The organism is Paenibacillus sp. FSL L8-0494, assembly GCF_038003695.1.
Lineage (GTDB): Bacteria > Bacillota > Bacilli > Paenibacillales > Paenibacillaceae > Paenibacillus_AQ > Paenibacillus_AQ odorifer.
Genome location: NZ_JBBOPQ010000001.1, coordinates 3,873,467 through 3,887,067 on the forward strand (window position 1 = coordinate 3,873,467; position 13,601 = coordinate 3,887,067).

Genomic DNA, 13,601 nt, shown 5'->3' on the forward strand with positions numbered 1-13,601 from the left:
AATATTAATTGTAATTTTTCTGTTTACAAAGCAATATATTTCACCTATGTCGTTTCAAGCGCTTGTCGTAAGTTTATATTACAAGCATTGACAAAATAATGGGAGGGATAACAAATGAACAACAAAAAAGATTGTATCGCCATGTTATTGGCAGGAGGGGAAGGCCGCAGATTGGCTCCCTTGACTTCCAGTATGGCTAAGCCTGCAGTCCCTTTCGGTGGACAGTATAAAATTATTGATTTCCCGCTAAGTAACTGTGTAAATTCGAACATTGATACAGTAGGTGTTCTGACACAATACGAAGCTGACTCTTTGCATAATCATATCGGTGAAGGTGAGCCTTGGGGCTTAGTTAGTCAAAAGGATAAAGGTGTCACATTGCTTCCTTCAGGTGTTGAAGGCAGAGACAGTTATACAGGAACTGCTGATGCGATTTATAAAAACATTGACTTTATTGATAGCCGCAACCCAGAACATGTGCTCATTCTATCCGGTGATCATATTTACCATATGAATTACCGTAAGATGCTGAATTATCATATTGAAAAAGGAGCAAAAGCAACTATCTCCGTAATGGAGGTTCCTTGGGATGAGGCTAGTCGTTTTGGAGTAATGAACGTAAACGATGATCTGAAAATTTCCGAATTTGCGGAAAAACCTAAAGTACCAAAAAGTAATCTTGCTTCAATGGGTATCTACCTGTTCGAGTGGGCTTATCTGAAGGAGCACTTGTTGCGGGATGCAGCTAATCCTAATTCCAGCCATGACTTTGGTAAAGACGTTATTCCTACCATGCTGGATCAGAATGATGATTTATTCGCTTACCGTTTCAAGGGTTACTGGAGAGATGTAGGTACAGTCGGCAGTCTCTGGGAAGCACATATGGACCTTCTGCAAAAAGACAATGGCATGAAGTTAGACAAGACTCATTGGCCTATGTATAGTCGGGTTCGCCGGACTAAGCTTGCAGTTCATAAACCACGTGTACAGATCCCGTCAACGGACTCTCTCGTGAATGAATCCTGCTCCCAAGAAGGTAGTCTACAACGTTCTGTAGTCTTTAATGGGGTAGAAATCGGTAAGATGAGCCAGATCAAACAAAGTGTTATTATGCCTGGAGCTCGCATTGGTCGTGGAGTATTGATTGAGAATGCCATTATTGGTGAAGGGGCGATCATTAAGGATGGCGCAGTCATCAAGGGAAGCATAAATAATATCGTTGTCGTTGGACCACATGAGACTGTGGCTGCCAAGCCGGCGGTCCGAAACCAACCTTCCCGTCTGTTTCAGGATGTGTATGAGAAGACAGGACGTTTGCGTGAAGTTCTTCCTTCATAACAACCATTATATAGAAAAATACTTTATATAAAAAGGGGCTGTTGTCCTGGTCGATCATGACCAGAGCAACAGCCCCTTCGGTTGTAAAGAATTAATGATCTTATGAATTACGGCTAGCCGTCCATTCTCTGTCTAATATGCTCATTTCCACACAATCTACATAATGCTCTCCGAATAAAGCGGACTCACGTTGAACACCCTCCCGCTTAAAGCCAACAGCTTCATAAGCTTTCAGGGCAGCTGTATTGAAATCGAAAGCGCCTAGAGACAGACGATGCAGGTCCAGACCTTCAAATCCAATTCGAAGCATTTCTTGCATCACCCGTTTACCAATGCCTCTACCTTGAAACTCAGGGTCCACTACTACCCTCCCGATACGTGCAGAACGATTAACCCGGTCAATGGCTGAAAAGCTAATATGGCCCACTACCTGCTGCGTAGCTTCCTGAATTGCACAGAAGATAAGGCGATCGGATAAGCCTGGATGATTAGCATCCGTTAAGTATTTAACAAGCTGCTCATCGTCTAAAGGATAAGTAAGCGAAGGTCCTGCCCACTGCTTCAGATACTCTGGAGAAACACTCCAGCGCTTTAAGTGTTCAAAATCAGATTCTGATATAAACCTGAGGATCAGACGGTCTGACTCAGCACTCTCCTCAAAATGTTCATATAAGTTCACTAAACGACCATTTCCCATATCGTTAGTGCCCATGTAGTGAAAACCCATGCTCTGATAATAACGATTGAGCTTAATGTTATGTGCCACAGTGTCAAACCTAAGACTCTTACAGCCTAGATCTTTGGCTAGCACTACTGCATATTTAAGCATTTGCTGTCCAAGTCCTCGGCCGCGGTGGGAGTCTTTCACAGCCAATCGGTGCAAATAAGCGTAGGACTCATCATTTTTACTGCCCCAGTACTGCGGATCACTGAATTGCAACGTGAACATGCCAACTACAGCCCCATCGTCAAGGGCTAAATAAACATGTCTGTCAGCGAAATATCCTGCAATATCGGTCTCATTAAATTGTCCGGGTGTCCATTGGTTAATCCCGTTACGCTCCATCCATCCTGCCGCTTCTTGCAACAGCCTCAAGATGTCGTTAACCCGATCAGGCTCTCCACGAACTATACGGATCGAATTCTTCGTTATCCCCATCTCAGGTCACGTCTCCCAATCATCTAATTCAGGAAAGGTAGCTGTAATTTGAGTTACCTCATCTGAGTTAACTTCCGGCTGTGGTTCAGTAAGAGGCAAGATGACGGTTACTTCCGTTCCCTTTCCAAGCTCACTTGCCATATCAAGTGTCCCATTATGAAGTTCTACAATCTGCTGTGAGATCGCTAACCCCAAGCCTGTTCCTCCATTAAGTGCATCCACTTGAAAGAAACGGTCCTTAACTCTCGAGATATGCGCTTCACTAATCCCTATCCCGCTATCTCGTACCATAATCGCTGTTTCTGTAGCAGACAGCCTCTTTGCTGACAATTCAATACTGGAATCTTCATGTGAGAATTTCACTGCATTGTCTACCAAGTTCAAGAATACCTGTTTTAATCGATTGGCATCCCCTTTAACAAAGATCGCGTCTTCACATTCCAGCAGCAGATGAATTCGTTTCTTTTCCGCTTTAGCCCAAACATTCAGTATCGTCTCTTGTAGCAGTACCTTTACATCTACAACCCCAATCGACAGCTTCATTTGGTTCTGCTGCAGCTTAGAAAAGTCGAGAATTTCCTCCACCAGCCCAATCAGACGTTCACTTTCTTTGGAGATGATGCTGACTCCAAGTTTTGTCTCCTCCGGATCATACCCGCCGGAAACCAAGGTTTCGCTCCAGCCCTTGATACTTGTAAGAGGTGTCCGCAGCTCGTGAGAAATGGACGAGATAAAATCATCCTTAATCTGATTGCTGCGCACAATTTCCTGAGCCATATAATTCAGCGTTGAAGCCAAATCACCAATCTCAAATTTATAGTCTCCCTTAATCCGTACGTTGAATCTCCCCTTGGCCATCTGCGCTGAAACTGCCGTAATATTATTCAGCGGCTTCACAATCGAATTGGCCAGTCCGAAGCTAAACCCAACAACTACAGCCATAACAGCTGCAGCAATAGCAGTAGACAATAAGGTAAGATTAAGCAAATCATTATTGATTTCTTCTAGTGAAGTAATATACCTTAGGACATACTTATCCTGTCCATGAATCTGCAGCATTTTGGAAACCGCCATTACGCTCTCATTCGTGCCTGCCTGACGCCCTACCCAGCGTCCAACGCTGCCGCCAACGGCTTCTGGTACATCACTGGTCGTAATGGTCCGATCCGGCTGAAAGCCAGTGGAACTAGTGATGATATCCCCATTTAGCGATAAGATTTCCAGCTCCGTCTTGCTCAATGAGAACCTCTCCAGTACTTCTTGTAGCAGATAGATGCTATTATCGCTTGGTATCATGTTCTTTTGAAAAAACGACTCTGAAACAGAAATGTGATTTTTAATCTTGCTGTATACACTGTCATAATAATATGTTCTGATGGCCAGCAGGAAGATAACTTCTACGAGGAGAAGCGCCAAAAAAACTACAAGAATGTAGTGCAGAACAATCTGTCTGCGCATCCCCTTCTTAATCATTGTCCTTGGCCTTTCCATCTATATCCGTGCCCCCATACAGTCTGCAAAAATTCCGGTTCCGAAGGATTGTTCTCAATCTTCTGGCGTAAGCGCCGGATATTTACATCTACAATTTTGGGATCACCCATATACTCCTTGCCCCACACATGATCCAACAGAAGATCGCGGCTAAGTGGAGTGTTTTCTTTTTCAAGAAAGAATTGAATCAGAGAGAACTCCGTAGGCGTCAGTTCAATGGCTACATTATCACGTTTGAATTGTTTGGTAATAAGATCCAAGCTGAAAGGCCCCGAATGAAAAGAAACCTTGGCCGACTGTTCACGATGCACATTTACTCGGCGCAGCAAAGATTGAATACGCGCAATTAGCTCCGTTGGGCTAAATGGCTTACTAACATGATCATCTGCACCTACGGACAAAGCGTAAACTTTATCCTGCTCCTGAACCTTGGCGGTAAGAAAAATAATTCCCAAGCGTTCATTAGTCTCCCTAATCCGTCTACAAACTTCAAATCCATCAATGCCGGGAACCATAACATCCAATAACGCAATATCAATATCAGGTATAGTGGTTAATTTATGCAATGCTTCATTTCCGTCAGCAGCCTCCAGTACTTCGAACCCATTACGCTTCAAATTAATGACTATGAAACTGCGAATGGACTCTTCATCTTCCAATATCAGAACTTTACTCATCTATTCCCTTCCTTTCAATAGGGGAGGCAATCTTATTGCTTCCTTCTTTTGTTGTACTTTGTTCTAGCTCACCACGGTAGCCGATGACTTTATCTGAATCCCGCCCAAGCAGCTCCCAGCCTTCATTCTTAGCCTTATCCCATTCCGAAGGAGAAAAGAAGGAAACCTCAGCAAACGTCTCTCCGGTGTCGGTCATGATGAACTTAAGGTTTTTATCCAGAACAGATTTCGTGTCAATACTTACCTTTCCATGCAGCTCTGGATCAAAATTAATAGTAAAGCGATCCGATGGATCACGATATAGCTGGACTGCAAAGGTTAGGCCATCTTTTCCATCCCATTTATAATAGGAGGTGAAATAAGGAATATCTGCGGGGTCGAAATACTCCCATCCTTTTGGCGCTTCAAGCAATCCAACTTCAATAATGCCATCATGATCAATATCTTCGCTTGCAATCAGACGATCTTTGTAAGTCCTCGTATCACCTGGCAAAACCACGCGCAGCTTGTTATGCTCCATAAGAACAATTAAACTGTAGGCGGATTGGAAATCCACCGAAGCGTCCAATACGATTCCTTCTTTATCTTTGGCAATCTTTCCTGCGACAATATTGTAATAATTAAAAAAATACGGATCGATATCCTCGATCTTATCGAGCACCTTAAAGCCATCATTGTACTGATAGATCGAAATGGTTGCAAATTCATTTCTTTTAAAATAAACAACGGTGATGTCTTCAATTCCATCCTTGTTAAGATCATCAATCATATATTTGGTGTAAGGAAGTGAAAGCACTTCTTCTAATGATCCACTGGAATAGCTATACACGACGAGGCCTTTTTCTTCCCCACGTGAATAACCTGTAATGATATTCAGCTTCCCGTCACCTGTCATATCTTTCAGATCGACGGACTCCAGCATAGTTCCATCCCCATCAAAAACAAGCTTTTTGACCCAGGCATCTCCTTGCTTCTCTAAGATCATCCCGTGAATCTCTACAGCTTCGCTTGGCGTTCTATAGAACACCAACGACTCCATAATTCCATCGTTATTGAGATCCTCTGTGAAAATTGAGCTCTCATCATTAACCGGACGGATCAACTCCGTACCCGCTGGAATATGTGAATTAATAGCAGCCATAAGTGTTGCTTTGTCAGCAGACAGCTGCGGAGCTTTCATCTTCGAAACGGGATCACTGATGAAAGTACAACCCGAAAGTACGGATAACGACAGTGTTGCAGCTGCCAGGCACCTAAGACTTTTTATACTCAACCTCATCACTCTTTTCCTTATCCGTGTCCGAACTTTATAAATTCGCGCGTTCCTGAGACGTTAATCTACGTCCCTTTATATCATGCTTAATTCGTCCATCTTCTAGTACCCATATACGTGAAGCGAAACGTTCAGCCAGTTCAATAGGCAGCACCGTCACTACGGTAAGCCCCGTCTCTTTACATAGTCTGCGCAAAGTTTCCAATACACTCTCTGCCGATTTGGGATCAAGACCCGTAACCGGTTCATCCGCTAGAATTACTTTGGCACCATGAGTTAATGCTCTAGCAATCGCTACACGCTGACGTTCACCACCGCTTAGCTGGCTAGTCTTCATCTTCGCTTTATCTAGAAGTCCAAGGGCATCTAATTCATCCATCGCACCCATATAATCATCTGAACGAACCATCCCTGTAACCATACGCCACATTGGCGTCTGTGCGGACTGGCCGATCAGCACGTTTTTCAGCGCTGTGCGGTTAGGATTGAGCTCAGCATTCTGCTCCAGGTAAGCCCACTCCCGGCGAATTTTTCTTTTTCCGGAAAAGGCACTCGCCATAATATCCGTACCGTCCACTCTAAAATTCCCTCTGTCCCACTTCTCTCGCAGCGCTAAACAGCGTAATAAAGTGGTCTTACCGCTCCCACTCGCTCCAAGTATGGCTACGAGCTCACCCGGCTCTAATTGAAATCCTATATCCTGCAGGACCGGATTTTTATCTTCCCCAACTGCCTTGGCTAAGTGTTCAACTGTGATCATAGTTCAGCCTCTCCCTGTCTTCATCTATAATCTATAGTGTACTCTGAATGTGAGTTCAATTTCCATGCGAGCACTCGTTCTTATCTTACCTCAATTTCTAGGTTGTGGCGAGAATAATAACCCAAGCAAGCCGAACACGATATATAAACCACCCATCAGGGCAAAAATACCGCCGCTTAAGCCCACTTGCAGCAACAAACCACCAATGCCGGGCCCAATAATACTGCCAATACTAAAATGGAAAGAAGCAACCACATTGGCAGCAGGCAGTAGATGTCGTGGCAAAATATCCGCGGCCAGACTTAGCCCTAATGAGAAAAAGGAGCCCACTAGTCCTCCTGCGATCATCAGAAGCACCATTGTCAACGTAAAATGGTCACCTGCCAGCGGCAACATAGTGAAGGCGATCCCGCCTCCGATCCCGGCAATAATCAGTACCCGCTTGCGGCCAAACCGGTCGCTCCACAGACCTAATGGAAACTGCAAAAGCAGTCCTCCGATCCCCGCAAAAGGCAATAACGCTGCAATTTGATCTGTGCTGTAACCGATACGCAGACCATATACCGGAAAGCTGCTATTTAAGCTGGCTTCCATAAAGCCATATAAAAGGGCTGGAATTAAAGCGAACCAGGCTAAGCTGTAACAACGACCGAAACGGCGAACCTGACTTTCACCACTCTCCGCTTTATCTGGCCGGGAATCCGGCAGAATTGTAGTCACAAGAATTAAGACTAACAAAAATAGAAATGCGAGAACAATAAAAGGCACGGCCTGTCCATAACGCAGCAGACTTATCCCAAGTGGCCCTAAGCTAAAGCCCAGACCATAGGACATGCCATATAGTGAAAGATTACGTCCGCGATGCTCGGCAGGTGTCATGAGCAGAACCCAAAGCTGGGCCCCGTAATTAATCGCAGCATCGCCCACACCCACAAGCAGACGCAATACAAACCATACCTTGATACCAGTAAAAAAAGGAAACATTAGCAAGCTTACTAAGACTAAACTAATCCCACCTGCTATCAATTTTTTAAATCCAACCGCTCCAAGAACACGCTCAGCAATCAAGGTCATCCCAAATGATCCTATGTATAGGGCAGCAGCATTCAGTCCGTTCAGTGACGAGGAGACTCCTTTTTGCTCCAAAAGAATGGATAGAATGGGCAGCAACAGCCCTTGGCTAAGCCCCGCGGCTATAGTAGCTGTAATAAGAATCATGAAAGTCATTTTGCTATTACTTCGTATAGATACTTTAAGCCGGTCTGACACGGATGATATCCCCCTATAATAAAAACAATGATGTAATGTAACGCCAATTGGCAAACACCGAACATTATAGTGGACAACCCTCTTCAAAACAAGAGATAATATGTAGAAGTTACGGATTTCTGGGGGTGCATGTTACATGGATTACGAATTAAAAATCGACGTATCGCCGGTTTATGAACTGCTGGACAGTTTTATGATATATGTAACTAGAAAATGGATCTCCAATTTGGACCTCGGTCCCCACTGGGTAAGTGATGTGGAAGATCGCATTACTCCTCATAAAGTAACAGCTCTCATGCAAGCTGCGGAGTGGCCATTTACGGATTATGATGTGTTATATGCTTGGGTTTACAGCCGAGGGCCCGCAACGTCAGTGCTGCATTTTCTGGATGATCTGGATTCAGCTTCTATAAAAGAGTGTTATCAGCAGATCGCACCGTTAATTCATGATTTCACCATAGATGAAGCTTCCCGGATCAAGAGCAGCTATAGTCCGCTTCTAAGACTCTGGTATGAGCAATATTTTCGTCATGTAGAACACAAGATTTTACCGTTATTAATTGAAGATGCCTCCGAGAAAAAAATGCTGGAAAGCAAAATGGACCCTATTTCTTTAATTGAATATGCATCTGGTGGTGTAGTTTTCGAGGATATACGGGATCTTAAGACTATAGTATTATTGCCTACCGTTCATAATCGACCAATTAACACCTACTGCTTCTACAAAACTATGGTGATTGTACAGTATCCTGTAGATGTGCCATTGGAAGATGAAAATGAGCCACCGATGGTGCTATTGCGCATGACCAAGGCGCTGTCGGATCCAACCAGACTCCGATTGCTTCGGTATGTCGCCCATGAACCCAAATCTTTATGGGAGATGCAGTCCGATTTAAATCAATCCAGAGAAATGCTTATGCATCACCTAATGATCCTACGCGTAGCTGGTTTACTCCGTATCCATCTTCGTGGGGAACAAGATGAGCGCTTCAGTATCCGTCCAGACGGCGCTTCTGAGCTTCAAATGTTTCTAGAATCTTATATTCACCTATAGAACACTATACAGATACAGATCCAAGGAGTGAGAGATATGAAATACACAACTCAACAGGTAATTTTCGATCTAGATGATACGCTGGTTCACTGCAACAAATATTTCGATTTAATTTTAGGGCAATATTTCGAGCTCATGACTGATTGGTTTAATGAATTTGGCCCAAGCACCAGTGAATTACGCAGCAAGCAAATAGAAATTGATGTTGATACCGTCAACACGAGTGGCCTGGCCAGCGACAACTTTCCCAAATCCTTAATCGCCACCTACCGTTATTTCTGCGGCAAATATAACCGTCCGACAGATCGCTTTCAAGAGCAGCAATTACACAAGCTCGGCCTAAGTGTCTATGACCAAGAAATTGAAGCTTACCCTGGCATGGTTGAAACACTCGATACGCTGAAGCAAGAGGGTCACCATTTATTCTTGTATACTGGCGGGGACGACACCATTCAGCAACGTAAAATTGAACAAATGAAGCTGGATGCTTATTTTGACGATCGTATCTATATTCGGAAGCATAAAAATGTTGAGGCACTTGAAAATATTTTGGCTACCCAAAGCTTTGACCGCAAACGTACCTGGATGATTGGCAACTCGTTACGTACAGATGTACTTCCCGCAGTTACCGCAGGCATTAACAGTATCTACCTGAAGCAACAAAATGAATGGAGCTATAACCTTATCGAGCTGGAGCAGGAGATGCAGCAAGCCGTAATGACTATTTCGTCCATCCACGAGGTGCCTCCTGTCATTCGCTCAGCCGCTATATACAAAAACTAATAATCTAGCTACAACGTTGCGTAGCATTGTTACAAATGACATATCTACACTACCTACTGGATGATTATACTATTTTTATAGTATTCCTATATTATCTAGGAGGTGAGATATGAATAAGAAAGTGTCAGCTAAACAATCTCAGACCAAAAGACCTTTGCTTCCCATGATATTAGGTGTCGTTGTTGTAATCCTTCTCGCTGTAATTGTTTTCATCTTAAGCAATAAGACTGATGATACAGCAGATCTACCCAACTACACCGACGTAAAGGGAAGCATTGTTGTTGATGGGCTGAAATATGAGAAGCAACCTCATCTTGGAAGTCCTGATGCCAAAGTTAAAGTTATCGAATTCGCAGATTTCAAATGTCCCGCCTGCAAAATGTGGACTGAAAAGTATCTGGATACTTTTATTAAAGACTACGTGGATACCGGAAAAGTGGAACTTTTCTTCATGAACTTTGCATTTTTGGACCGGGACTCTTATCTTGCTGCTAGCGCCGGCGAAGCCATCTACAAACAAAGTAACGAGAAGTTCTGGGAATACCTTCATAAGCTGTACGCTAATCAAGGCGATGAGAGCGAAATTTGGGCCACTCAGAAATTCATTCTAAAATTCGTTAAGAATAACATCGAGGGCATTGATTACGCTCAATTTGAAACAGATCTCAAGAATCATACCTACATGTTCGATGTAAAAGAAGACTTTAAGATCGCTGGTTCCTACGGAGTGAACGGTACTCCTAAATTTATGGTGAACGGAGTGCTGCTTCAGGATTCTTCCTATGAAGGGTTAGCAGCAGCGATTGACAAGCAGTAAGCAGCCTTTAACTTGTGCCCTATAAGCTGTTCACTTTGAAAAAAGCGACCTTCTTACAGGGCTTTTTTGTGTCTATGAATTAAAAAAGATGACTTCTGTGATATACAGAAGTCATCTGCTGATTACTTAATTAAGCCACTGCTTATTCTACCAAATGACACACGGCACTATGGCCTTCTGACACGATTTTCCGTTCAGGCTTGACAGCCATACATACATCCGAGGCAAAAGAACACCGCGGATGAAAAGTGCAGCCACTTGGTGGATTGAGCGGTGATGGCACCTCGCCTTGAATCGATACCATCTGCTGCTTCTGCTCCACACTATCCGGAATCTTCAAAATCGAATTTAGCAAAACCTGCGTGTAAGGATGCGTAGGTTTCTTGAACAATTCATCCGCCGGAGCCTGCTCAACCACCTCTCCTAAATAAAGAACCGCGATATCATCACTCAAATACTCCACTACTGCCAAATTATGCGAAATAAAGATATAAGTCAGGTTAAATTCCTTCTGCAAATCCTTTAGTAGTTGAATGACTTGAACCTGAATAGATACATCCAATGCGGACACCGGTTCATCACAAATAAGCAATTTGGGATTCAGTGACAACGCTCTGGCAATTCCAACCCGCTGCAACTGTCCACCTGACAGTTCATGCGGATAAGCGTATTGGACTTCAGAAGGCAAACCGACCCGCTCAAGAAGTTCGAGCACACGCTCATGCCGGCTTACTTTAGTTCCAATTTTGTGGATAGCCATTGCATCTTCAATAGCGTCTCCTACCGTCATTCTCGGGCTAAGGCTCGCCTTGGGATCCTGGAAAATAATTTGCATATCACGGCGCATCGCCCGCAGCTTCTCTTTATTTGCCTTTGATAGTTCAACGTCCTCAAAAAATATTTTTCCTTTGTCAGATTCGAGTAGACGCAAAACCATTCTCCCCAAGGTTGATTTTCCTGAGCCACTTTCCCCAACAAGCCCCAATGTTTTCCCTGCTTCCAGAGTAAAAGAAACATTCTCGATGGCATGCAGCTTTTTTCCTTGTACCCGAAAAGTTTTTGAGACATTCTCTACGCGCAAGAGCGGATTATTGGGCATAGGAAGCGACCTCCTCAGCATGATGGCAGGCGATCTGATGATCGGTGCTAAAATCTCGAAGCTTGGGAACCTCATTCTGACACCGCTCAGTTGTATAGAAGCAACGATCGGCAAATGGGCAGCCGGTCAATGTCTGTGTAAGTGTCTTTGCCGTCTTTGGAATAGGCATTATTTCTTTTCCCTTGTGGCCCACTTCGATAATGGAGCGTTTCAATCCAAGTGAATAGGGATGCGCCGCCTCACTTATGAACTTGTCCGTAGTGGCTTTCTCCATGATTTGGCCCCCGTACATCACGATGATTTTGTCACAAAAGTTGGTCGCAAGGCCAAAATCATGCGTTACCATCACTACGCTCATCCCATGTTTTCTGCGCAATTCCTGCAATAGTGCAAGAATCTGCATCTGCACTGTGACATCAAGTGCGGTTGTTGGCTCATCGGCAATCAATAATTGCGGTTCACATGCCAAAGCAATAGCAATCATGATTCGTTGGCGCATTCCCCCGGAAAATTCGTGAGGATAACTTTTAAACCGTGATTTGGGATCCGGAATCCCCATTTCATGCAAGAGCTGAATAGTTCGGTCAAAAGCTTCCTTCCGGTTTGCATATTGATGCGTCAGCATGGCTTCCATTATTTGATCCCCGATACGCATGATCGGGTTCAAACTGGTCATCGGATCTTGAAAAACAACGCCGATGTCACGTCCACGAATATCTTCTAATTGTTTGGGACGCATTTTAAGTAAGTCCTTACCATTAAACTGAGCTGTCCCCGATGTTATTTTTCCATTTTCGCGAATGAGCCCAATTGATGACATCAATGTAACGGACTTGCCGGAGCCACTTTCACCAACAATCCCCAAGGATTCATTTTCATTGATTGAAAAACTAACGCCGTTTACGGCATAAACTTCATCTTCACTGCGGGAGAACTTCACATGAAGGTCATCAATAGAAAGTAGCGGTTCACCCATATTAATTGCCTCCTTTCGGACTGAATGCTTCCTGGAGACCGTCTGCTACAAACAGAAACGAAAGCAAGGTTATTGCAAAGATACCTGCCGGAAAATACAGCAGCCACGGAAAGCCGAGAATATTCTCACTGGCTTGAGCAATCATACTCCCAAATGAAGGGATTGGCGGCCGAAGCCCCATGCCAAAAATACTTAAGCCTGCAATCTGGATGAGATCACCGGGAATCCCGAAGGCAAGAGAGACACCCATACTGCCGATAACATTCGGCAACATATACCTTCTAGCAATATGCGCCTGAGATGCGCCTAACGCTCTTGCCGCTTCCACCATCTCCCCGTCCCGCATACTCAGGACCAGACTTCGGATCAAGCGCGCATACCCCGCCCAGCCCGGAATCCCAATCGCTAGAATCAAAGATAAATACCCACGTCCCAGCATAATGACTAATATCAAGGCGAACAAAAATCCCGGCAAGGTCATCATGAAATCCACAGCACGCATAATAATCATATCGGCAATTCCGCCGCGCAATCCGGCCCATAAGCCCAATATGATCCCGATGATGAAGCTGACCAAAGTCGCGCCAAAGGCAATAATCAAAGCGCTTCGAACACTGAACAAGATCTGGCTGAACATGTCATGCCCCACATTATCCGTGCCAAAAATATGCTGCCATGTCGGCCCTTGATTGATGGCCAAAAAATCTCCCGTGCGATAATCATACGGAGCCACCCAAGGTCCGATAATCCCCGCGATCAAAAAAAGGACAACCCAGACCAAACCAATAACGGCAAGACGATGTCTTTTAAATCGCTTCCAACCTTGATAAAACTGGGATCTCTGAAGATTCTTTTTTCTCTTCAAAGCTACATCCGATTGAGTTGCTGCAACTGTGCCAGCCAAT

At 44.2% G+C, this 13,601-nt stretch carries 13 protein-coding genes; 4 read left to right on the forward strand and 9 right to left on the reverse strand.

Annotated features, from left to right (window positions below; all coding sequences use genetic code 11):
* The first annotated feature begins 114 nt into the window (after positions 1-114).
* On the forward strand, positions 115-1,338 hold the full coding sequence (locus NYE35_RS17650) for a glucose-1-phosphate adenylyltransferase (RefSeq protein WP_036687640.1): 1,224 nt from the start codon (positions 115-117) through the stop codon (positions 1,336-1,338).
* 100 nt (positions 1,339-1,438) lie between these two features.
* On the opposite strand, the gene NYE35_RS17655 is transcribed toward NYE35_RS17650, so the two are convergent.
* From NYE35_RS17655 to NYE35_RS17680, 6 genes are all read right to left on the reverse strand, one after another.
* On the reverse strand, positions 1,439-2,497 hold the full coding sequence (locus NYE35_RS17655) for a GNAT family N-acetyltransferase (protein WP_051491525.1): 1,059 nt from the start codon (positions 2,495-2,497) through the stop codon (positions 1,439-1,441).
* Between the two features lie 6 nt (positions 2,498-2,503).
* Positions 2,504-3,970 carry a HAMP domain-containing sensor histidine kinase gene (locus tag NYE35_RS17660; protein ID WP_051491526.1) on the reverse strand — a complete coding sequence of 489 codons (1,467 nt, stop codon included), beginning with the start codon at positions 3,968-3,970 and terminating at the stop codon, positions 2,504-2,506.
* A complete protein-coding gene (locus NYE35_RS17665) occupies positions 3,967-4,665 on the reverse strand; it encodes a response regulator transcription factor (RefSeq protein ID WP_036687642.1) in 699 nt (232 codons plus the stop codon). The genes NYE35_RS17660 and NYE35_RS17665 overlap by 4 nt, the downstream gene beginning before the upstream one ends.
* Positions 4,658-5,938 (reverse strand): hypothetical protein, encoded by a 1,281-nt coding sequence (locus NYE35_RS17670; protein ID WP_235219555.1) that lies wholly within the window; start codon positions 5,936-5,938, stop codon positions 4,658-4,660. The genes NYE35_RS17665 and NYE35_RS17670 overlap by 8 nt, the downstream gene beginning before the upstream one ends.
* A gap of 34 nt (positions 5,939-5,972) precedes the next feature.
* A complete protein-coding gene (locus NYE35_RS17675) occupies positions 5,973-6,698 on the reverse strand; it encodes a phosphonate ABC transporter ATP-binding protein (protein ID WP_036687647.1) in 726 nt (241 codons plus the stop codon).
* Positions 6,699-6,788: 90 nt separating this feature from the next.
* Entirely contained in the window at positions 6,789-7,925 is a 1,137-nt protein-coding gene (locus NYE35_RS17680) for an MFS transporter (protein WP_370510606.1), read from the reverse strand.
* A gap of 178 nt (positions 7,926-8,103) precedes the next feature.
* Between NYE35_RS17680 and NYE35_RS17685 the strand changes: the two genes are divergently transcribed.
* The 3 genes from NYE35_RS17685 (at position 8,104) to NYE35_RS17695 (ending at position 10,621) form a co-directional block, all read left to right on the forward strand.
* On the forward strand, positions 8,104-9,021 hold the full coding sequence (locus tag NYE35_RS17685; protein WP_076213494.1) for an ArsR/SmtB family transcription factor: 918 nt from the start codon (positions 8,104-8,106) through the stop codon (positions 9,019-9,021).
* Positions 9,022-9,057: 36 nt separating this feature from the next.
* Positions 9,058-9,804, forward strand: coding sequence for an HAD family hydrolase (locus NYE35_RS17690; RefSeq protein ID WP_076296520.1), 747 nt, complete (start codon positions 9,058-9,060; stop codon positions 9,802-9,804).
* A 109-nt stretch (positions 9,805-9,913) separates the two neighbouring features.
* Complete coding sequence (locus NYE35_RS17695; protein WP_036687653.1) at positions 9,914-10,621, forward strand: DsbA family protein; 708 nt, start codon at positions 9,914-9,916, stop codon at positions 10,619-10,621.
* Between the two features lie 142 nt (positions 10,622-10,763).
* Here NYE35_RS17695 and NYE35_RS17700 read toward each other — a convergent pair whose 3' ends face one another.
* From NYE35_RS17700 to NYE35_RS17710, 3 genes are read right to left on the reverse strand one after another with little or no spacing between them, the layout of a single operon-like run.
* Positions 10,764-11,720, reverse strand: coding sequence for an ABC transporter ATP-binding protein (locus NYE35_RS17700; RefSeq protein ID WP_076098781.1), 957 nt, complete (start codon positions 11,718-11,720; stop codon positions 10,764-10,766).
* Positions 11,710-12,696 carry an ABC transporter ATP-binding protein gene (locus NYE35_RS17705; protein WP_036687658.1) on the reverse strand — a complete coding sequence of 329 codons (987 nt, stop codon included), beginning with the start codon at positions 12,694-12,696 and terminating at the stop codon, positions 11,710-11,712. Before NYE35_RS17705 ends, NYE35_RS17700 begins: the two co-directional genes overlap by 11 nt.
* A 1-nt stretch (position 12,697) precedes the next feature.
* Positions 12,698-13,600 (reverse strand): ABC transporter permease, encoded by a 903-nt coding sequence (locus NYE35_RS17710; RefSeq protein WP_080742512.1) that lies wholly within the window; start codon positions 13,598-13,600, stop codon positions 12,698-12,700.
* Position 13,601: the final 1 nt, after the last annotated feature.